18 protein-coding genes and 1 tRNA gene are annotated in these 20,823 nt (G+C 69.7%); 13 read left to right on the forward strand and 6 right to left on the reverse strand.

The window, feature by feature from the left end; genetic code table 11:
- Window positions 1-7: 7 nt before the first annotated feature.
- Window positions 8-931, reverse strand: a complete 924-nt coding sequence (locus BLV57_RS18180) for an LLM class flavin-dependent oxidoreductase (RefSeq protein WP_091290063.1) — start codon at window positions 929-931, stop codon at window positions 8-10.
- A 58-nt stretch (window positions 932-989) separates the two neighbouring features.
- On the opposite strand from BLV57_RS18180, the gene BLV57_RS18185 reads away from it, so the two are divergent.
- From BLV57_RS18185 to BLV57_RS18195, 3 genes are all read left to right on the forward strand, one after another.
- Window positions 990-1,754 carry a helix-turn-helix domain-containing protein gene (locus BLV57_RS18185; protein WP_091290065.1) on the forward strand — a complete coding sequence of 255 codons (765 nt, stop codon included), beginning with the start codon at window positions 990-992 and terminating at the stop codon, window positions 1,752-1,754.
- 96 nt (window positions 1,755-1,850) lie between these two features.
- Entirely contained in the window at window positions 1,851-2,483 is a 633-nt protein-coding gene (locus BLV57_RS18190) for a VC0807 family protein (RefSeq protein WP_091290067.1), read from the forward strand.
- Between the two features lie 13 nt (window positions 2,484-2,496).
- A complete protein-coding gene (locus BLV57_RS18195) occupies window positions 2,497-3,621 on the forward strand; it encodes a PQQ-dependent sugar dehydrogenase (protein WP_091290068.1) in 1,125 nt (374 codons plus the stop codon).
- Between the two features lie 97 nt (window positions 3,622-3,718).
- Here the strand turns inward: BLV57_RS18195 and BLV57_RS18200 are convergent, their stop codons facing one another.
- Entirely contained in the window at window positions 3,719-4,450 is a 732-nt protein-coding gene (locus BLV57_RS18200; protein WP_091290070.1) for an SDR family NAD(P)-dependent oxidoreductase, read from the reverse strand.
- A 190-nt stretch (window positions 4,451-4,640) separates the two neighbouring features.
- Between BLV57_RS18200 and BLV57_RS18205 the strand changes: the two genes are divergently transcribed.
- Complete coding sequence (locus BLV57_RS18205) at window positions 4,641-8,852, forward strand: nSTAND1 domain-containing NTPase (RefSeq protein WP_091290072.1); 4,212 nt, start codon at window positions 4,641-4,643, stop codon at window positions 8,850-8,852.
- On the opposite strand, the gene BLV57_RS18210 is transcribed toward BLV57_RS18205, so the two are convergent.
- Window positions 8,837-9,802, reverse strand: a complete 966-nt coding sequence (locus BLV57_RS18210; protein ID WP_091290073.1) for a hypothetical protein — start codon at window positions 9,800-9,802, stop codon at window positions 8,837-8,839. The genes BLV57_RS18205 and BLV57_RS18210 overlap by 16 nt on opposite strands.
- 140 nt (window positions 9,803-9,942) lie before the next feature.
- Between BLV57_RS18210 and BLV57_RS18215 the strand changes: the two genes are divergently transcribed.
- Both BLV57_RS18215 and BLV57_RS18220 read left to right on the forward strand, forming a co-directional pair.
- Window positions 9,943-10,326, forward strand: a complete 384-nt coding sequence (locus BLV57_RS18215; protein ID WP_091290075.1) for an SH3 domain-containing protein — start codon at window positions 9,943-9,945, stop codon at window positions 10,324-10,326.
- 96 nt (window positions 10,327-10,422) lie between these two features.
- Window positions 10,423-10,758 carry a hypothetical protein gene (locus BLV57_RS18220; RefSeq protein WP_091290077.1) on the forward strand — a complete coding sequence of 112 codons (336 nt, stop codon included), beginning with the start codon at window positions 10,423-10,425 and terminating at the stop codon, window positions 10,756-10,758.
- Window positions 10,759-11,036: 278 nt separating this feature from the next.
- Here the strand turns inward: BLV57_RS18220 and BLV57_RS18225 are convergent, their stop codons facing one another.
- Entirely contained in the window at window positions 11,037-11,630 is a 594-nt protein-coding gene (locus tag BLV57_RS18225) for a TetR/AcrR family transcriptional regulator (RefSeq protein ID WP_091290078.1), read from the reverse strand.
- 103 nt (window positions 11,631-11,733) lie between these two features.
- A complete protein-coding gene (locus BLV57_RS18230) occupies window positions 11,734-12,678 on the reverse strand; it encodes an acyl-CoA desaturase (protein WP_091290080.1) in 945 nt (314 codons plus the stop codon).
- Window positions 12,679-12,843: 165 nt separating this feature from the next.
- Between BLV57_RS18230 and BLV57_RS18235 the strand changes: the two genes are divergently transcribed.
- The 5 genes from BLV57_RS18235 (at window position 12,844) to BLV57_RS18255 (ending at window position 18,200) form a co-directional block, all read left to right on the forward strand.
- Window positions 12,844-12,915 (forward strand) — tRNA-Gln (locus BLV57_RS18235).
- 119 nt (window positions 12,916-13,034) lie between these two features.
- On the forward strand, window positions 13,035-14,729 hold the full coding sequence (locus BLV57_RS18240) for a GGDEF domain-containing protein (protein WP_176968671.1): 1,695 nt from the start codon (window positions 13,035-13,037) through the stop codon (window positions 14,727-14,729).
- A gap of 45 nt (window positions 14,730-14,774) precedes the next feature.
- A complete protein-coding gene (glmU, locus tag BLV57_RS18245) occupies window positions 14,775-16,238 on the forward strand; it encodes a bifunctional UDP-N-acetylglucosamine diphosphorylase/glucosamine-1-phosphate N-acetyltransferase GlmU (RefSeq protein WP_091290083.1) in 1,464 nt (487 codons plus the stop codon).
- Window positions 16,235-17,215: a ribose-phosphate diphosphokinase gene (locus BLV57_RS18250; RefSeq protein WP_091290085.1), complete on the forward strand. Its 981-nt coding sequence runs from the start codon at window positions 16,235-16,237 to the stop codon at window positions 17,213-17,215. Before glmU ends, BLV57_RS18250 begins: the two co-directional genes overlap by 4 nt.
- Before the next feature lie 112 nt (window positions 17,216-17,327).
- Window positions 17,328-18,200 (forward strand): TIGR03621 family F420-dependent LLM class oxidoreductase, encoded by an 873-nt coding sequence (locus BLV57_RS18255; RefSeq protein WP_091290086.1) that lies wholly within the window; start codon window positions 17,328-17,330, stop codon window positions 18,198-18,200.
- Here BLV57_RS18255 and BLV57_RS18260 read toward each other — a convergent pair.
- Window positions 18,197-19,321 (reverse strand): hypothetical protein, encoded by a 1,125-nt coding sequence (locus tag BLV57_RS18260; RefSeq protein ID WP_091290088.1) that lies wholly within the window; start codon window positions 19,319-19,321, stop codon window positions 18,197-18,199. The genes BLV57_RS18255 and BLV57_RS18260 overlap by 4 nt on opposite strands.
- A gap of 274 nt (window positions 19,322-19,595) precedes the next feature.
- Between BLV57_RS18260 and BLV57_RS18265 the strand changes: the two genes are divergently transcribed.
- Both BLV57_RS18265 and pth read left to right on the forward strand, forming a co-directional pair.
- Entirely contained in the window at window positions 19,596-20,201 is a 606-nt protein-coding gene (locus BLV57_RS18265) for a 50S ribosomal protein L25/general stress protein Ctc (RefSeq protein ID WP_091290089.1), read from the forward strand.
- A gap of 9 nt (window positions 20,202-20,210) precedes the next feature.
- Entirely contained in the window at window positions 20,211-20,804 is a 594-nt protein-coding gene (pth, locus tag BLV57_RS18270) for an aminoacyl-tRNA hydrolase (RefSeq protein WP_091290091.1), read from the forward strand.
- Window positions 20,805-20,823 lie beyond the last annotated feature (19 nt).

Below are 20,823 nucleotides of genomic sequence, written 5' to 3' on the forward strand. Positions count from 1 at the left end.
GACCAGACTACGGCGCTGGTACGACACTTCGCGGAAGAGCCTCTACGACCAGCGGAAGCTGTGCGGCCTGGACGTCCGGATCGACGCTCGCGATCCGGATCGGGATGTGCGTCGCGCCCGCGTCCGCGAACTCGCGCAACCGCGCGGCGACCTGCTCACGGCTACCGGTGATCAGCACCTGCAACCCCTGAACGAACTCCAGCGGCACGCCGTAGTTCCGCGCGGCGAAGTCCTCCAGCGCGTGCCGCGCGAGCACGGGGTCCTCCTCGACGTACACCGTCGCGAACAGCGCACCCGTCACCGGCCGGTCCTCACGCACGACGGCCAGCCCGCGCGCGTAGTCGGCCACGTCCGGCGGATACGGCAGCCAGCCGTCGTAAAGCCGGCCGACCCGCCGCAGCACCGGCGGCGTGAAGCCGGCCGCCAGCCAGATCGGCGGGCCGCCGTCCTGCTGCGGCGCCATGAATTCGGGCAGCGTGTCGTAGTGCAGGACCTTGCCGTGGAACGAGCGCGCGCCGCGCCAGATCGCCTTCCACAACGCGACGATGTCGTCGAGCCTGGCGTTGCGTGCCTGCCAAGGAACGCCGGCGAACTCGAATTCCGGCTCGCTGCGGCCAGGGAATCCGCCGCCGACCGCGAGCGTCACCCGGCCGCCCGAAAGCAGGTCGAGCGAGGTGATCGCGTTCGCCGTGAGCACCGGGTCACGCAGCGCGGCGAGCATGGCCGCGGTGCCGAGGGTCACCCGCTCGGTGACGCCGGCGAGCGTGCCGAGCAGGGTGAGTGCGTCGATCGGCGCCTTCGCGAGCGTGTCGCCGACCCACAGCGAGTCGAGGCCGAGGCGTTCGGCCTCGACGCCGAGTCCGACGATCTGGCGCGGGCTGCCGGTGAACGACTGATAGGTGGGAAGAACCAGGCCGAATTTCGTGTTCATGGTGCGAAATCGTGCTTGGCTGCACGGGCACGCTCAATTCCCTGGAAGGTATGACGCGATGGAGACTTTCGCGATCGCGTTGCGCGATTGGCGCACGCGCAGGCGGCTCAGCCAGCTGGAACTGGCGCTGCGCGCGGGCACCACCCAGCGGCATGTGAGTTTCATGGAACGTGGCCGCTCGGTGCCCGGCCGCGGCATGGTCGTGCGTGTCGCCGAGTCGCTCGAGCTGCCGCTGCGCGAGCGCAACGGCCTGCTGCTCGCGGCGGGCTACGCGCCGTCGTACCCCGAGACCACGCTCGACGATCCGCGCCTGCGCCCGATACTCGACGGAATGCAGCGGCTGCTCGACGGGCACCGGCCGTATCCGGCGATCGTGGTCGACAAGTACGGCACGCTCGTCGCGCACAACGACCGGTTCACCGTGCTCACCGAGGGCGTCGACGCGGATCTGCTGCGCGCGCCCTGCAATGTGCTGCGGCTGGCGCTGCATCCGCGCGGGATGGCGCCGCGGATCCACAATCTCGGCGACTGGGCGCGGCACATCCTCGAACGGCTCACCCAGGAGATCGCGCGCACCCCGGACGACCGGCTGTCCGAGCTGCTCGCCGAACTCGAAGGCTATGTGCCCGCGCCGAGTTTGCCAGAGGACGGCCATCTCGGGTTCGCGGTGCCGGTGCGACTGTCGTCGAGCCTCGGCGAACTGCGGCTGCTGACGGCGATCACCACCTTCGCGACGGCCGTCGACGTGACCGTCTCGGAACTGAAGCTGGAGACATTCCTGCCCGCCGACGACGCGACGGCGGCCGCTCTCGGCGCACCGTGACAAATGTAATCCGGGACCGGTGACATTCCTTCCCTGAGCGCGTCCCGTTTCCTCCGTAGCGTTTTGAGCATCGGAAAACGCAAGGGGGAAAAAGAAATGCGGAACAAGGTCATGGCGATGCTGCCGTCCATCCTGCGCGACGTGGTGCCGCCGACGGCGGCTTACTACGTGCTGCACGCGGCCGGCGTGGACGACCGGCTGGCGCTACTTTCGGCTTCGCTGGTGGCGGGCGGGATGGTGGTCTTCGAGGCGGTCCGGCTCAAGCGGCTGGAGATCTTCTCCGCGGTGATGCTGGGGGTGTTCGGCATCGGCCTGGTGTTGTCGCTGCTCAGCGGTGACCCCCGGTTCATGCTGGTCAAGGAGTCGTTCGGCACCGCCATACTGGGCAGCGCGTTCCTGGTCAGCTGCGTCGTCGGCAAACCGCTGCTCTACCTGGCCGCCCGCCGATTCAGGGCGGACGACCCCGTGAAGACGCGTGAGTTCGAGCAGCTCTACCACGACAACCCGGCAGCCAGGCGGCGGTTCAAGGCGCTCAGCTCGGTCTGGGGCGTCGGCCTGATCGTCGAAGCGGTGGTGCGGGTGGTGCTGTGCTTCAAGCTGCCGATCGACACCATGGTCGCGGTGTCGCCGGTGCTGATGATCGGCACGATCGCGCTGCTGCTCGCCATCACCGCCAGGTACGTGCGGCGGTTCAAAGCGGCCGAGCGAGTCGGCGAAGTGCTGACGTAGGACACTGGCGGGTATGCGCGTACTGGCAGCGGTGCTGCTCTGCCTGGTCACAGCCTGTTCTACCGCAGAGACCACCGCACCACCCCCGACGGGCAAGTTCAAAGTCGAGCAGCTCGCCAGTGGGCTCGAGCATGGCTGGGATGTCGGGTTCCTCCCGGACGGCAGGCTGCTCGTGCCGCAGCGGCCCGGCAGGCTCGCGCTGATCGACGCGGGCAAAGTGTCCACAGTGGACGCCGACTTCGGCGATGTGCTCGTGGCGGGCGAGGGCGGGCTGATGGGCCTGGTCGTGCATCCGGACTTCGCGGCGACCGGCGAGTTCACCACCTGCCAGACCCACCGGGACCCCGACGACGTGCGGCTGGTGACCTGGAAGCTCGACGGCGCCCGCGCGACGCGTGTGCGTGACCTGCTGACCGGGCTGCCGGTCAACCCGAGCGGGCGGCATTCGGGGTGCCGTCCGACCCTCGCGCCCGACGGCGCGCTGCTGGTCGGCACCGGCGACACCGCGCGGCCGTCGATCGCGCAGGACCGGCACAGCCTCGGCGGCAAGGTGCTGCGTATCGACCTGAAGACCGGGAATCCCTTGCCAGGTAACCCTTTCCTCGGTTCGGCCGACACCGACCCGCGCATCCTGTCGTACGGCCATCGCAACGTGCAGGGTGTCGCCGTGCGGGACGGCGGGCAGGTGTTCACCGCCGAGCACGGCCCGGCGTTCGACGACGAGGTCAACCTGATCAAGCCGGGCGCGAACTACGGCTGGGACCCGTCGAAGGGCGGGACGACCGCGGACTACGACGAGAGCGTGCCGATGACCGACACCTCGCGGTTCCCCGACGCGATCCCCGCGGTCTGGTCGACCGGCAAGATCACCGAAGCCATCTGCGCGGCGGACTTCCTCCACGGAAAGCAGTGGGGCGCCATGGAAGGCAAGCTGGCCGTGGTCGCGCTGAAGGGCCAGAAGATGCTCCTGCTCGGCCTCGATCCGTCCGGCGTGCTGGTGGACGTCACCCTGCCCCCGGAGTTCGACGACAAGTTCGGCCGCCTGCGCGCGGTCCGCTCCGGCCCCGACGGCGCCCTCTACGTCACCACCTCGGACGGCACCGACGACAAGCTCCTGAAAGTCACCCCGGCCCCGTAAAAAAATCCCAATGCGGCATTGGTCAGTTTTCGGCCAGCCAATGTGGCTTTCGTCAGCTCGAAGCTGCCGAAAGCCACATTGGGATTTTTTCCCCAGGTCAGCGGCCTGAGTAGGCGCCGCCGTTGATGTGGATCACCTGGCCGGTGATGTGCGCGACCCCGGGCGAGGCCAGGTAGAAGATCGCGTCCGCGACCTCCTCCGGGCGGCCGGCGCGCTTGTTCAGCGCGAGCGCGACGCGTGGCTTGAGCCATTCGTCGGTCAGCGTGCCGTGGAAGAACTCGGTGTCCGTGGTGACGCCGGGCGCGATCACGTTCGCGCTGATGCCCCGCCCGGCCAGCTGGCGCGCGAGGTCGATGTTCCACGCCTCGACCGCCGACTTCGCCGCCCCGTACGAGCCGGAGCCCTGCTTGGCGGCGATCGAGCCGACCGTGACGATCCGCGCGTTGTCGGCGAACCGCGGCTTCAGGCCCGCCGTGACGAGCACGGCGGTCAGCACGTTCGCGTCGAGGTTCGCGTGCCAGGCGTCGGCCAGCCCGGCGAGGTCGCCTTCCGCGGGCGCTTCACGCTGGCGGTCGGTGTTCCCGCCCGCGTTGTTCACGAGCACGTCCACGCGCTGCGGCAGCTCGGCGAGCGCGGCCTGCACCGCGGCGGGGTCGGCCGCGTCGAAAACGACATAACGGGCACCCAATAACGTCGCCGCTTCCGACAGCACCTTTTCCCGGCGTCCGGTGATCGTGACATTGTCGCCCGCCTTCGCGAACAACGCGGCGGCGGCGTACCCGATTCCGGTGCCCCCGCCTGTGATTACAACTTCCCTCGGCTCCGTCATGCCTAGATCATGAGTGAACGCACACCCCTACGGCAAGAATTCCCGAAACCCGGTTTGACCTGCACATATATGTGAACGCGGATCCACATACGTGAACATCGGCAGACCAGCGCAATCCGCCGAACGGCGCAATTGAACCTTGTCGTCCCACTCGCCGGAGTACTACCGTGTGTGACGGGGAGGACGCTCGATGGATTTCCGTTTGCTGGGGCCGGTCGAACTCAGGATCGGCGACCGGCGGGTGGAGCTGGGCACCGGCAAGCAGCGCTGCGTGCTGGCCGTGCTCTTGTTCGGCGCCGGCCGGACCCACCCGATCGAGTCGCTGATCGACAAGGTGTGGGGCGAGGATCCGCCGACCCAGGTCCGCACCGCGCTCTACAGCTACGTCAGCCGGGCCAGGCGGGTGCTGCGGGAGGCGGGCAGCGAGTGCACGATCACGCAGGAACCCGGCGGCTACCTGCTGGACGTGCCGCGCGAACTCGTCGACGTGCATCGCTTCGAAGCCTTGTCCCGCAAGGCTTTCCAGCTCGACGACGCGGCCGCGCGGGCGGACGCGCTCGCGACGGCGCTCGACCTCTGGCACGGCGAACCACTGCAGAACCTGACCGGCCGCTGGGCCGACGAGGTCAGGCATCAGCTGGGGCGGCGGCGTGTGCGGGTCTGCGCCGAATGGGCGGGCGCCCTGTTCGAGCTGGGCGAGCATGCCGCGGCTGGCGACCGGCTCGAACGCGAACTGCTCGATCAGCCGCTGGCGGAGCCGCTCGCCGGTCAGCTGATGATCTCCCTGTACGCGCAGGGAAGACAGGCGGAAGCGCTCGGCCATTTCGCGGCGCTGCGTGAGCGGCTGGCCGAGGAGCTCGGTGTCGAACCCGGTCCGGCGCTCGGCGAAATACATTTGCGGGTGCTCCGCGGCGAGCCGGTCGGCGCTTATACCGAGCCGCCCGCGGCACCCGGCATCAAAGCCGCGCCGAAAGCGAAACCCGCGCGACGCCCATTGCCCAGCGCGGACGTCTCAGCGCCTTATCTCGGTCTCGAAACCTTTCAGGAGAACGACGCCGCCCGATTCTTCGGCAGGCGGGCACTGGTCGACGAAATGGTCGCCCGGCTGGACGGTCACCGTTTCCTGGCCGTATTCGGACCGTCCGGCAGCGGCAAATCCTCGGTGCTGCGTGCCGGGCTGCTGCCCGCGTTCCGTGACGCGGACACCGTGCTGCTCACCCCCGGCGAGCACCCGCTCGCCGCGCTCTCCACCGCGTTGGTGACCACGGGCGCCGTGCCCGAGTCGATCCGCGGTGAGCTGGCCGTCGACCCGGCTTGCCTCGCCGACCTGCTCCGCTACAGCGACGGCGAACCACGGGAGACGCCGATCCTGCTGCTGGTCGACCAGTTCGAAGAGATCTTCACCCTGTGCCAGGACGTCCGCGAACGCGCCCAGTTCGTCGAAGCGCTCGTCTCGCTCGCCGATCACCCGTCGGTACCCGCCAGGGTCGTCATCGGGATCCGCGCCGACTTCTACCCGGCGTGCGCGGACTTCCCCGCGCTCGTCGCCCTGCTGCGTGACCGGCAGCTGCTGGTCGGTCCGATGGCCGAGCCCGAGCTGCGCACGGTCATCACCGGGCCCGCCGAACTCGCGGGGCTGAGCGTGGAACCCGCGCTGGTCGACGCCGCGCTCGCCGACGTGCTCGGCGAACCGGCCGCGCTGCCGATGCTTTCCCACGCATTGCGGGAAACCTGGCTCCGCCGCACGGGCGACCGGCTCACCGCCGAGTCGTACCACGCGGCAGGCGGTGTCCGCGGCGCCGTGGCGCAGACGGCCGACGAGGTGTTCGGCGGCTTGGACACCCATCAGGCCCGCCTCGCCCGCGAGGTGTTCCTGCGGCTCACCGCGCCGGGTGAGGAGTCGGCCGACACCAGGCGGCGGCCGCGCCTCGACGAACTGCTCGACACCCCGGACGCCCCGGAGATCAACGCGATACTCGGCAAGCTGGCCGAGGCCCGGCTGGTCACCGTCGACGAGGACACCGTGACCGTCGCGCACGAATGCCTCATCCGCGGCTGGCCGAAGCTGCGCGGCTGGCTCGACGAGGACCGCGAGTACCTGCGGGCCCGCCACCGGCTGACCGGCAGCGCGCGGGAATGGGAGCGGCACGGCCGGGACGAGGACCTGCTCTACGCCGCGTCCCAGCTGGCCGCCTGGCGCGACCGTGACAAGAATCGGCTGACCGAACTCGAACGCGAGTTCCTCGACGCGGGCGTCCGCAAGACCGAGCGTCTGCGCCAGGCCAGGCGCAAGCGGCTCCGGCTGACACTGGCCGGGATGAGCGCCGCGCTGGTCACGCTGCTCGTGCTCACCGTCGTCGCCGTCGTGCAAGCGGGACAGGCGGACCGGGAGCGGGATCGCGCGCTCGCGGGCAGGCTGGTCGCCGACGCTCGCGGCCAGCTGGCGCTCGACCCCGAGCTGGCGCTGCTGCTGGCGAGGAACGCCTACGCGATCGACCAGGACGCCCAAGCCGAGTCCGCGCTGGCACAGGCGTTGGTCAGTTCCCGGGTCCGCGCCACGTTCACCGGGCACGTCGGCCCGGTGACCCAGGTGCGGTTCAGCCGGGACGGCAAGCATCTGATCAGTGGCGGCGAAGACGGGACCGTCCGGCTCTGGCCGGTAGGCGGCGGCCCGCCCACCATGCTGTCCGAGCGATCCGTGCTGACCGGGCCTGGCGCAGGAGTGGTCGCGCTGGCACAGAGCGCGGACGGCGAGCGGATCGCGGTCGCGCACGCGCGCGGCGAGGTCGAAATGCTGACGGCGTCAGGCGCGGGCGAACCGGTCCGGCTCGGCCGGATCCCGACGGACATCCTGGCGCTGGCTTTCGCCGCCGACGGGCGGGTGCTGGCGATCAACGACTACGGCACGGTGGCGACGTTCGCCGCGGACGGGGCCACGCCACCCGCTCTGCGTGTGGTCGCACCGCACGAAAGCACGGTCGCGGCGTTCAGCCCGGACGCCGGGAAGGTCGCCGTGACCGGCAAGGACAAACGGGTCCGGCTGTGGGATCTGGCCACGGACACGGCCACCGAACTGCGCGGACCGGACGTCGAGGTGACCAGCCTGGCGTTCGGCCCGGACGGCCTCGCGGTGGCCGGTGGCCGGGCCGACGGCAAGGAAGAGGTGTGGCGGCCCGGTCAGCCGCCACTGGTGCTGTACCCGCACCGGGACCGGATCCAGGCGCTGGCGTTCAGCCACGACGGCAAGGCCCTGCTCTCCGGCGGCCGCGATCGCACCGGCCATCTCTGGCTGCTGACCTCGCGACGGGACTTCATCGCGTTGCGCGGGCAAGGCGGCCCGCTGCGCGCCGTCGCCTTCGGCCAGGACGACCGGCAGGTCGCGACCGCCGCCGGCGACGGCACGATCCGGCTGTGGGAACCCGCCGCCCGGCCGGAGCACCGGGTGCTCGAAGGTCACACCCAGACCGTGCTCGACACGGCGTTCAGCACCGACGGCGCCCGCGTCGCCAGCAGCGGGACCGACGGCACGGTCGTGGTGGCCGCGGCGGACGGCACCGGGAAACCGGTGGTGCTGCGCGGGCACCAGGGCCCGGTCGAGGCGGTCGCGTTCAGCGGCGACGGCAGGCTGGTGGCGGGCGCGGGCGACGACGGGACCGTGCGGGTGTGGCCGTCGGGCGGTGGCGACGCGATCGCCGTCCACACCGGGATCGGGATCGCCTGGGGCGTGGCGTTCAGCCCGGACGGGAAGTTCGTCGCGATGGCGAGCGAGGACGGCGCGATCCGGAAATGGCGGCTCGGCACCACCGAACCGCCGCGGGTGCTGCGCGGCGGCACGGCCGCGGTGCACGACCTCGCGTTCACCCCGGACGGCAGGATCGCCGCCGCCGCGGACGACGGGACCGTGCAGGTGTGGACCGAGGGCTCGGCCGAGCCGGTGCTGCTGCGCGGCGCCGACGGCATGCGCACGGTCGCGGTCAGCCCCGACGGGACGCGCGTCGCGGGCGCGGGCAACGACGGCGCGGTGCGGGTCTGGTCCAGCTCGGGCGGCGAGCCGCTGGCCACGCTCGCCGGGCACTACGGGCTCGTGTTCGGCGTGACGTTCAGCCAGGACGGCTCATACCTGGCCAGCGTCGGCAACGACAAGAAGCTGCGCGTCTGGAACTGGGCGCGCTGGCGTGACCCCGTGGTGTTCGACGACTACAACACGACCGTGCAGAGCGTCGCGTTCGGTCCGGGCAACCTGCTCGCGGTCGGCCGCGGCGACACGAACAGCACGGTGGACGTCTGGCGCTGCACGTTCTGCCTGCCCGCCGACCGGCTCGGCGAACTCGCGGAGCTGGCCAAGTCGCGGACGACCCGCGAGCTCACCACCGCCGAACGCGACCGCTACCTGGGCCCATAGCAGGCCCGCGCGATCTCCTGCAGAGCCGGCGCGTACCCGGCCCGGCTCTGCAGGACATCGACCGGCGCGGTCACCGGTTTCGTCGCGCTGGCGAAAATCATGGGGTAGTTCGGCTCGGCCTTCGCGCAGTCGTACGGGATCAGGTCCGCGTTGGCCCCGCTGGCAGGGAAGTTCCGGAACTGCCCGGCGAGCGCTCGCGGCCCGAGCGGGGTGCCGAGCACGGCGGCGACCGTGGGCGCGTTGTGCCAAGCGTCCTGCAGCGGCGAGGAATTCGCCTGATACGTCCAGCCGCCCAAGTCGTCCCGATAGTTCGCGACCACATCGGCCAGCCAGGTCCGGACCTTCGCCCCCGCCTCGCGCCGTTCCCATTCGGGGACCAGCCCGCGCCGGAGCGCCTGCCCGAGGAACCAGGCCGCGGCCGCGGACACGTTCCACACGCACGGCTTGCCGAGGTCATTGACGTGCTCCGAGTACGCCGGGCACCGCTCCCCCGCGGACGCCCCGACGGTGTTGAGCATGCTCGCGGCCTCCCGCACCGCCGAGGCAGGCACGCCGCCCCCGTCGTACCCGGCGATCAGCGTCCGCCCGACATGCCAGGCCACGGTGATCGAGTACGCGGTGTCCGCCGGATTGACGGTCTTGTCGCCGAACGCGTCGAACGGCGCGCCGAGCCCATAGCCACCCGTCGGCGTCCGCAGCGCGTAGAGCCGCCGCAGCCACCCCTGCGTCCGCTCATCCCTCCACCCGAAACGCGTCCCCGCGTACCACGCGAGCGGCGCCACGAACTGAACCCGGACGTACACCCCCGACGAGTCGGCCGCGGCCACCGCCGCGACCGACTCGGTGTACGTCCGGTCGGCGAGCGACACCCACTTGTCCTCAGCGGCCGACGCCGCCGGAGTCATCGTCAGCAGCAGCGCCACGACGACGGCCCACCTCGAGAACCGCATGGGTGTCTCCCCCTTTCACTCGCCTGACGCCAGCCTCGCCGGGGCACCTTGCACGGACCTTGCAGCGGCGTGACCAAGGTTTTCGCAAGGCGCGGCCCCGACGGTGGAGCCCGGACAGTTCAGCCACACAAGGGGAGACCATGAATCTTCTACGCAAGATCACACTCGGCACGGCCGCACTCGCGGCACTGTCGCTGGGGGTTCCAGGACCGGCGAACGCCACAGCCTCGGCGGCGGATGTCATGACGGCCCCGTGCGGAACCAGCGGAGCCACCAACGCGTACGGCAAAGGCCGCAAGGACATGACCGTCCGCGCGGAGCCGAAGCTCGCCACCAATCCCTGCGGCAGCGTCTGGTGGCTCACGGACTTCGCGAGGCCGGTGCACTGCTGGAAGTACGGGCAGGACGTGGACGGTTCCGTGCTCTGGTACCGCGTCCGCAGTGACACGGGCCAGTGGGGGTACGTCCCCGGCGGAGCCTGGGAACTCGTGGGACCGCACGGACACGTCCCGCGCTGCGGGTAGCGGCGAAACCACAGGTCACCGCCTCGCGTCAAGGTCCTCGCAAGCTCGGATGCCGACGGTGACCGCGAGGAAGTCGTTCAACGAGGAGGGAACATCATGAAACGCTTGATCACCGCCGTACTGCTGACCCTGGGCCTGTCCGCCATGGCCATCGCGCCCGCGAACGCGGCGACAACCGAGGACCATTGCGGTGGCTTGTTCTGCCTCAAGGTCTACAACGGCACGCACCACGAGCTGATCGTCAACCAGATCCCGATGGGCTGGGACATCGCCGTGCCACCGGGCCAGTGGTCCCCGCTGCAGGACACCGACCTGATCAAGTCGAACTATTGCTCGGTTGTCTACGCGGGCTGGCCCTACCCACCCCGCACCTGGGTCCAGGTTCACGGCGTCGTGCCGACGTTGACCGTCGTCGGACTGAACGGCTGCTGACCGTATCGCCGGGATCGTGAACGTTGCGGGCGGTTAAAAGGCAGAAAGCCCAGCCGCGCGAGCTGGGGAGCGTGAGCGAGGGGATCCCCCGCTGCATTGAACGCAGCGGGGGATCCCCTCGCTCCAGCCTGACAAGGCTTGCGCGAGTGGTACCTCTGCTCCGTTAGATGCAGCGGAGTTACCATTCGCACGGGCACAGTCCCCGAATCCGAGTTTGATCGCGAAGCCAGCGCCGTCGGCCTCCCCCTCGGGGTGGAACCGCCCGCAACGCTCACGAGTCACTTCAGGGTGAGCTTGGGTTTGTGCTCCAGGTTCGACAGCCCGTTCCAAGCCAGGTTCACCAGATGCGCGGCGACCTCGTCGCGTTTCGGTTTGCGCGCGTCGAGCCACCATTGGCCGGTCAGCGCGACCATGCCGACCAGCGCCTGCGCGTAGAGCGCGGCGAGCTTTTCGTCATATCCGCGGGCGGTGAACTGCTGGCCGAGAATGTGCTCGACCTGGCTGGCGATGTCGTTCAGCACGGTCGAAAACGTGCCGGTGGAACTCGCCACCGGGGAATCGCGGACCAGGATCCGGAATCCGTCGTGCGAATCCTCGACATAACTGAGCAACGCGATCGCTGCCTGCTCGAGCATCGCCTTCGGGTGGCCACCGTGCAAAGTGGACACCATGCGGTCGAGCAGCAGCTGGGTCTCGCGGTCGACGACGACCGCGTAGATCCCTTCCTTGCCACCGAAATGCTCGTACACCACCGGTTTGGACACATTGGCCCGATGGGCGATCTCTTCGATCGACGCGCCGTCGAAGCCCTTTTCGGCGAACAGGGCTCGCGCGACGTTCAGCAACTGCTGCCGGCGCTCGGACCCGGTCATCCTGACCCGGGTCACCGGAGCGGCCGGGCGTGCTCCGGTGACCGTTTCACGTTTCCCCCGCCTCCTGGCTGACACTTACACCACAGTAGTCGGCGGGCCGGACTCAATTCGTCTCAGTCGCCAATTTGGCGAGCCGCTGCGGCGTCGGCCAGCGGACACTGTGCGCCCAGCCGAGCTTTTCGAAGATCCAGATCACCCGCGCGGAGATGTCGATCTGGCCGCGCTGGACGCCGTGGCGCGCCGAGGTCGGGTCGGCGTGGTGCAGGTTGTGCCACGACTCGCCGAAGGAGAAGATCGCCAGCGGCCAGAAGTTCGCGGACTTGTCGCGCGCGGCGAACGGGCGCTCGCCGATCATGTGGCAGATCGAGTTGACCGACCAGGTCACGTGGTGCAGCACGCAGATCCGCACCAGCCCGGCCCAGAAGAACGCGGTCACGCCGCCCCAGACCGACCAGGTGACCAGGCCGCCGATGATGCCGGGCAGCGTCAGCGTGAGCAGGCTCCACAGCCAGAACAGGTCGTCGACCTTCTGGATGGCCTTGTCCTTGACGAGGTCAGGCGCGAAGCGCTCGGCGTTGCTCTGGTCGCGGTCGAACAGCCAGCCCATGTGCGCGTGCCAGAAACCCTTGGCGATCGCGACCGGCGAGGTGCCGTACGCCCACGGGGAGTGCGGGTCGCCGTCGCGGTCGGAGAACGCGTGGTGACGGCGGTGGTCGGCGACCCAGGTGATGACCGGGCCCTGCAGCGCCATGCTGCCCGCGATCGCCAGCAGCACGCGCAGCCACGGCTTGGCCTTGAAGGAGCCGTGCGTGAAGTAGCGGTGGTACGAAACCGTGATACCCAGCCCGCTGATGCAGTAGAAGACGACGAAGATGGCGACATCCACCCAGGTCAGGCCCCAGCCCCAGGCGAAGGGCACGGCCGCGAGCAGCGCCAGCAGCGGGGCGATGACCCCGAAGTAGACAGTGGCCTGGACACCGAAGCCCCGCTGCCCGCTGATGACGGGTTTCGGTCCGGTGGAGGTGGAACGGTCAAGGGTGGCCGTCATATAACTTCGCTCCTGATTGCTCTAACTGCAGGTAGGAGCCCTAGATAGGACGACCTTACCTACGATTCCGTAAGTTACGGTACCGGAGGTTTCGCCGCTTGGGGAGAGCCGAACACCCCGCCTGACGGCGACGGTGTCAGGTCTGGATATCCTGACCAGGATCGATCCGCCGTAGTGTAATCGGCAGCACTTCAGATTTTGGTTCTGACAGTTCAGGTTCGAATCCTGGCGGCGGAGCAAGCTCAGCATCACCCGGCAAGCAGAATCCGGTAAGCGACGACCCATGGGGGTGTGTGCCGCTGCACGAAGAGGCGATCGAGCCCAGGAACGCTGCCAGACGTCAGACTCTCGCGGACATGTCCGACGCCTGGCTGCTAGGCCGCGCGCGCGAGCTGCTCGCGGCCGTGCAACGCGTCGAGCACACCGAACAGCTGGAGATCGTGTCGCATCTCGACGAGATGCTCAGCGAGACCCAGCGCCGCGGTGAACCGCTGCTCGTCGCCCATCTGCTGCGCGCTTCGGCGGCCGCCAGGCTGGTCACCCGCGGGCTGGCCGAAGAGGCCGAGCCACGCCTCGACGAGATGCTCGCGCACACCCGCCGCCACGGCTTCGCGCTGCTGCGCGCCGACGCGCACGCGCTGCGCGGGCGCCGCCTCATGCTCGCCGAGCAGGAGGACGCCTCGCTCACCGAGATCGCCAGGGCGCTCGCCATCCTGGACGACTCCGAGACCCCCGACATGCAGTTCGGCAGGCGGGAATGGGCGCGGATGCAGTCCGGCGCGCTCATCGACTGCTTCATCGTGCTCAACCAGCTCGGCGTGTACGAAGCCGCCGAGGAGGTCATCGGCCGCGCGCACCAGTCGATCCGCGACACCGCCAGCCCGCACGAGATCACCCTGCAGCTGATGAACCGCGTCAAGATGCTGCTCGGCTGGGGCCTGCGGCTCGAACGCGTCGAGTCCTACGACGAGGCCGCCGAGAAGTTCCGGGTCGCCGCCTCGATGGCGCTGGCCGCCGAGGGCCCGTTCACCGAGTCGCTGTTCCCCCGGCTGACCGGCGTCTCCGCGGTCGACCAGGTCGGCGTGCTCGCGGCCGCGCTCGCGCTCGCCACCCCGGACGGCGTGCACATCGAGCGGCTCGAAAAGCTCAACACCGAACGCTTCTTCCCGCACGAGCACGAGATCGTCGTGATCGCGCTGGCCCGCTGCTACGACAAGGTCGGCCGCCGCGCGGACGCGCTCGACCTGCTGCGCAGCACCCGCTCGAAGCTCGCCGAGACGATCTCGTCGCCGTCGATGCGGCTGAACCTCGCCCGCGAGCTGGCCAGGCTGGACAACGTGCCGGACGTCGAAACCGGGATCACCCAGTCGCTGATCGACTACGCGACCACGCTGGAGACCGAGATGTGGTCGCTGCGCGAGTCGCAGATCGCCACGCTCAACGCGCGCCGCGAGCACGAGCGGCTCTCCGCCGAGCACGGCGCGATCACCCAGCAGGCGCTGCAGGACCCGCTCACCGGCCTGCCCAACCGCCGCGCGCTCGACGAGCGGCTCCGCACGCTGGCCGCGTCCGCCGACGCCCAGCCGCTCGCGGTCGCGCTGGTCGACCTCGACGGCTTCAAGGGCGTCAACGACAAGCAGTCGCACGCGGCGGGCGACGACGTGCTCCGCATCGTCGCGAGCACACTGCGTGACGCGCTGCGGGGTGACGACATCGTCGCCCGCTACGGCGGCGACGAGTTCATCGCGCTGCTGCCCGGCGCGCCGGTGTCGGCCGCGAAGCAGGCGCTCGGCCGCGCGGTGTCGAAGGTCGCGGCGCTGCCGCACAGCCTGAGCCACGGCGTCACGCTGTCGGTCGGCCTCGTGTCGCTGCGGCCGCAGGAGCGGGCCGAGCAGGTCCTCTCCCGTGCGGACGCGGCGATGTACGAGGCGAAACGCGGCGGCGGCAACCAGGTCGCGTCGGCCAACTCGATGGCCGTCGATGCGGCGGTCAGCAAGCCGACCGGCAGCGGACTGGATGACCCTTCATGGGGCTTCGAGCCCCCCACGTAGGATGAACTCCCGGTAGGAACCCCCCGTTTCCTTGTTGGGAGAGCTGTGACCGGCCCGCTGAGCACGTTGATCCTCGCCGCGGGTGAGGGCACCCGCATGCGTTCGTCCACCCCGAAGGTGCTGCACCCGATCGCCGGGCGCCCGCTCGTCGAGCACGCGGTCCGCGCGGCCGCCGCGCTCGACCCCGAGCACCTCGTGGTCGTCGTCGGCCACGGCCGTGACGCCGTGGGCGCGCACCTGGAGACCGTCGGCGCGGCACTCGGCCGCACGGTGACCACCGCGGTGCAGGAAGAGCAGAAGGGCACCGGCCACGCCGTCGGCTGCGCGCTGGAGAAGCTCCCGCCCGCGCTCACCGGCACGGTGCTGGTCAGCTACGGCGACGTGCCGCTGCTCGACACCGCCACCCTCGCCGCGCTGCTGAAGTCGCACACCGAGGCGGGCAACGCGGTCACCGTCCTGACCGCGACCGTCGCCGACCCGACCGGCTACGGCCGCATCGTGCGCGACGGCTCCGGCGCCGTCGCGGCGATCGTCGAGCAGAAGGACGCCACCGAAGAGCAGCGCGCGATCCAGGAGATCAACTCCGGTGTGTACGCGTTCGACGCGGCGGTCCTGCTCGACGGCCTCTCGCGGCTCTCGACCGACAACGCGCAGGGCGAGCTGTACCTGACCGACGTGCTGGGCATCGCGCGCGGCGACGGTAAGCACGTCGGCGCGCTGGTGGTCGACGACCCGTGGCTGACCGAGGGCGTCAACGACCGCGTGCAGCTCTCGGTGCTCGGCGCCGAGCTGAACCGGCGGATCGTGCGCGACTGGCAGAAGTCGGGCGTCACGGTCACCGACCCGGCGTCCACCTGGATCGACGCGGGGGTCACCCTGTCGCGTGATGTCGTGATCGAGCCCGGCGTGCAGCTGAAGGGCTCCACCTCGGTCGGCGAGGGCGCGAAGATCGGCCCGGACACGACGCTCGAGAACGTGACCGTCGGCGCCCGCGCGTCGGTCGTGCGCACGCACGGCTCGGACGCGGTGCTCGGCGACGGTGTCTCCGTCGGCCCGTTCGCGTTCCTGCGCCCCGGCACCGACCTGGGGAACAAGGGCAAGATCGGCACTTTCGTCGAGACGAAGAACGCGAAGATCGGCGAAGGCTCGAAGGTGCCGCATCTCACGTACGTCGGCGACGCCACAATCGGGGACCACTCCAACATCGGCGCGGCTAGCGTCTTCGTGAACTACGACGGCGTGAACAAGCACCACACCACCATCGGCTCACACGTGCGCATGGGGTCGGACAACATGTACGTCGCCCCGGTGACCATCGGCGATGGCGCTTACAGTGGGGCGGGCACGGTCATCCGGCGCGATGTGCCGCCGGGCGCGCTGGCCGTGTCCACCGGGCCACAGCGCAACCTCGAAGGCTGGGTCGTCCGGCGCAGGCCGGGCACGCCGGCGGCGGAAGCAGCGTCCGCCGCACTCGATGAAGAGAACACCGACGGGGAGTCGAAAGAATGAGTCCGAAGTCCGGTACGCCGAAGAAGAACCTCATGCTCTTCTCCGGCCGCGCCCACCGGGAACTCGCGGAAGAGGTCGCCAAGCACCTCAACGTGACGATCACCCCGCAGACCGCGCACGATTTCGCCAACGGTGAGATCTTCGTCCGGTTCGAGGAGTCCGTCCGCGGTACCGACGCCTTCGTCATCCAGAGCCACACCACGCCCATCAACGAGTGGGTGATGGAGCAGCTGATCATGGTCGACGCGCTCAAGCGCGCGAGTGCCAAGCGGATCACCGTGGTCATGCCGTTCTACCCGTACGGCCGCCAGGACAAGAAGCACAAGGGCCGCGAGCCGATCTCGGCCCGGCTGATCGCGGACCTGTTCAAGACCGCCGGCGCGGACCGGATCATGACGGTCGACCTGCACACCGCGCAGATCATGGGCTTCTTCGACGGCCCGGTCGACCACCTGCTCGCGCAGAACGTGCTGGCCGAGCACATCAAGAAGACCTACGACAACGCCGACATCACCGTGGTCTCGCCCGACTCGGGCCGGGTCCGGCTGGCGGAGAAGTGGGCGCAGCAGCTCGGCGACAAGCCGATCGCGTTCATCCACAAGACCCGTGACCCCGACAAGCCGAACCAGGCCGTCGCGAACCGCGTGGTCGGCCGGGTGCGCGGCAGGCTCTGCGTCCTGATCGACGACATGATCGACACCGGCGGCACGATCGTGAAGGCCACCGAGGCGCTGCTCGACGAGGGCGCGGCCGACGTCGTCATCGCGTCGACGCACGGCATCCTGTCGGACCCGGCGACCGAGCGCCTGTCGAACTGCAAGGCGCGCGAGGTCATCGTCACCAACACGCTGCCGATCCCGCCGGAGAAGCGCTTCCCCGGCCTGACGGTGCTGTCGATCGCCCCGCTGCTGGCGCGCGCGATCCAGGAGGTCTTCGAGGACGGCTCGGTCACGAGCCTCTTCGACGGCGCCGCCTGAGCCAACGCCCCGAAGCCACTTGCGGTCCCGTAAGTGGCTTTGGGGCGTTTTGCGTCTCCGCCCTGGGCGAAACGGCGGATGATTCCTCGGCCGAGAGCGCTAGCGTCGGTCCATGGGGAACTTCAAGTTCGGGGTGAGCCTTCGCGCGGTCGAAGGCAGCGCCCAGTGGATCACGAAGTGCCGCCGGGCCGAAGAGCTCGGCTACCGGGCCATCACCGTGCCCGATCATCTCGGCGAGCGCTGCCCGGCGCCGCTGCCCGCGCTCGCGGTGGCGGCGGCCGTCACCGAGCACCTCCGAGTCGGCCCGCTCGTGATGAACGTGCCGTTCTACAACGCCGCGCTGCTCGCCCGCGACGTCGCCACCACCATCCAGCTCACCGGCGACCGGTTCGATCTCGGCCTCGGCGCAGGCCACATGAAGTCCGAGTTCGTCGAAGCGGGCCTGCCATGGCAGCGCGCGTCGATGCGGATCGCGATCCTCGACAAGACGATCACCGAGCTGAACCGCCGCCTGGTCGAGGACGGCACCACGCCCCCGCCGCTGCTGCTCGCGGGCAACAGCGACGGCGTGCTGGAACTGGCCGCCAAGCACGCGGACATCGTCGGTTTCGCCGGCCTGCGCCAGGCGCCCGGCCAGTCACCGGGCACCTTCCAGCTCGACGACGCCGAGGCCGTCGACGAGCGCGTCGCGTTCTTCCGCTCGCGCGCGGGTGATCGCGAGGTCGAGTACAACATGCTGATCCAGAAGGTCGAGATCACCGAAGACCGGCGTGCGGCCGTCGAAGCGTGGCAGGACTCGATCCCGCGGGACATCCTCGACACCGACCGGCTGCTCGACGCTCCGCAGCTGCTGTTCGGGACCGTCGAGGAGATCACCGCGCAACTGGTCGCCCGGCGTGAGCGCTACGGCTTCTCGTACATCAGCGTGTTCGAGCCGGAAATGGAGAAGTTCGCACCGGTCGTGCGGGCGCTCGCCGGTACTTAGCCGCCGATCGCCTTGAACTCGGTGTCCAGCTTGCCCTTGAGCGCCGGGAAGTCGATCGCCGCCCGGACGTCGGCGGTGGCCGACGGCTGCGACAGGACCTTGTAGTTCGCGGTGCGGTTGGGCAGGTTGAACTTGACCGTGCACGCCATCGTGCTGGAGGTGTTCGGCGCCGCGGTGGCCTCGGCGCTGCAGTTCTGCCCGGCGAGGCCCTCCGCGGTGACCTGCACGGTCAGCACCAGGTGCACCTGCGAGCCCGAGGAGTCGCCGCCGACGAGCACGTTCGCCACGGTGACCGTCGTGGTGCAGGAGGCGTTGCCGCTGTTGCAGTCGAACTTGTGGTCCGCGATGGCCGCGCTCGCCTGCGCGACGGAGTCGGCGGGCTGGCCGAAGGCGTCGAGCTTCGCGTTGAGGTCGTCGTGGAACTTCTTGGCGACGTCGGGCGCGGCCGGGTCGATGGTCAGCTGCGTGCCGAGCGCTCCGGCGGCGGCCGGGTCGATCGCCGCCGCGGCCACGCTGACCAGCCGGTTGGGCTTGGCCGTGCTCACCTGCAGCGAGCCGGTCGGCGTCTTGATGTCGAACACCTCGGTGCCGTCGGGCAGCTTGGTGCGCACCGGCTCGGCCAGCTGGTCCACAGTGGACAAGGTGGCGCGGATCTTCTCGGCCGCCTTGGCCGGCACCAGCAGCGTCGCCGGGTTCACCGGCAGCTCGGAGGCCTCCGCCTTGGCCCAGCCCTTCGCGTAGAGGTCGCCGAGTTCCTGCTTGATGCCGCGGGACTTCCAATACCCCGCGCCCGCCGAGAGGTAGAGCTTGCCGTCGGCGATCACCAGCTGCGCGCCCTGGTTGTCGAGCAGCAGCGTGCCGAGCGAGGTGCCCGCCTTGGTGACACGCAACGTGAGGTCGACGGGCGCGCCGGCCGAGTCCTTCGCGGTGCCGTGGTAGACGGCGATGGGCTGGTCGGCGAAGGTCTTCAACGCGGTTTCGACGGCGTCGCGCTGCTCGGCGCGCCGGTCCGCCTTCTGCTGGTCGGCGGCGGAGACACCGGCGGACCCGGTCACCGAAACCTGGCAGCCCGCGAGCAGCAAGCCCGCCATCGCCGTCACCAACGCCACCCTGGCCCGCATACGTCCACACCCCGTCATCTAGGAGTCCCACCTCACCGCAGGGACCAGTCTGCCGCTAGCGCAATTCCGCCGACAGCCAGACCCCATACCGATTTCGGAACCCCGCCGCAACCGGACGGGATGTGGCTGGTCTACACTTTCGGGGATTGTCTCGGCGAGGCGGGCTCACCAGTGTGCCCGACGTGATCGACGCGGCGGCTTGAGTAAGGCCATGCGTCCACGTACTCGCCGCCGGCACCCGAGAACCAGTTCTTAGTTGAAGGAGTGCACCACCGTGTCCGAGGTACGTCTGACCGTCGAGCCGCGCACCGAATTCGGTAAGGGCGCCGCGCGCCGTACCCGCCGCGCTGGCAAAATCCCCGCAGTCCTCTACGGCCACGGCTCGGACCCGCGCCACCTGTCGCTGCCGGGCCTGGAGTTCGCCCGCGTCGTCCGTGAGCACGGCCAGAACGCCGTCATCACCCTCGAGGTCGAGAACTCGACCGAGCTGGCGCTGACCAAGACCGTCGTGATCCACCCGCTGCGCAACTACATCGAGCACGTCGACCTGCTGGTCGTCAAGCGCGGCGAGAAGATCTCCGTGGACGTCCCGGTCGTCGTGACCGGCACCCCGGCCGCCTCCACCCTGGTCAACCAGGACGTCGACACCATCACCGTCGAGGTCGAGGCGCTGCACATCCCGGAGCAGATCGAGGTCTCGATCGAGGGCGCCGAGGCAGGCACCCAGATCCTCGCCTCCCAGGTGACGCTGCCCGCGGGCGCGACGCTGGTGACCGACGGCGAGCACCTGATCGTCGCCGTCAACGAGGCGCCGACCGAGGCTTCGCTCGAGGGTGGCGAGGGCGACGAGCCCGCCGCCGAAGAGCCCGCCGCCGAGTAACTCCTTTTCGTGACTGAAGAACTGCCGGGGGCCGGCGAGCAGGTTCTGCTCGCCGGCCTTGGCAATCCAGGACCCCAGTACGCGGGCAACCGGCACAACGTCGGTTTCATGGTCCTCGACGAGCTGGCCGCCAGGGTCGGCGGCAAGTTCAAGGGCCACAAGAGCGGCGCTGAGCTGCTCGAAGGCAGGCTGGCCGGTCGTCGCGTGGTGCTCGCGAAGCCGCGGTCCTTCATGAACCTCTCGGGTGGGCCCGTGGTCGGCGCCGCCCGCTTCTACAAGATCGCCCCGTCCGGCGTCGTCGTGGTGCACGACGAGCTGGACCTGGAGTTCGGCGCGCTGAAGATGAAGCTCGGCGGCGGCGACAACGGGCACAACGGGCTCCGGTCGATCACCAAGTCGCTGGGCACCAAGGACTATTACCGGGTGCGGTTCGGCGTCGGCCGCCCGCCCGGCCGCCAGGACCCCGCCGATTTCGTGCTCAAGGATTTCTCCACGGTCGAGCGCAAGACGCTCGCGCTCGAGGTCGACCGCTGCGCCGACGCCGTCGAAGCCCTGATCGGGTCCGGCCTTTCCGCAGCTCAGAACACCTTCCACGCAGGGTAACCTACATTTCGCTCGATGG

It is taken from the genome of Amycolatopsis xylanica (genome assembly GCF_900107045.1).
GTDB lineage: Bacteria > Actinomycetota > Actinomycetes > Mycobacteriales > Pseudonocardiaceae > Amycolatopsis > Amycolatopsis xylanica.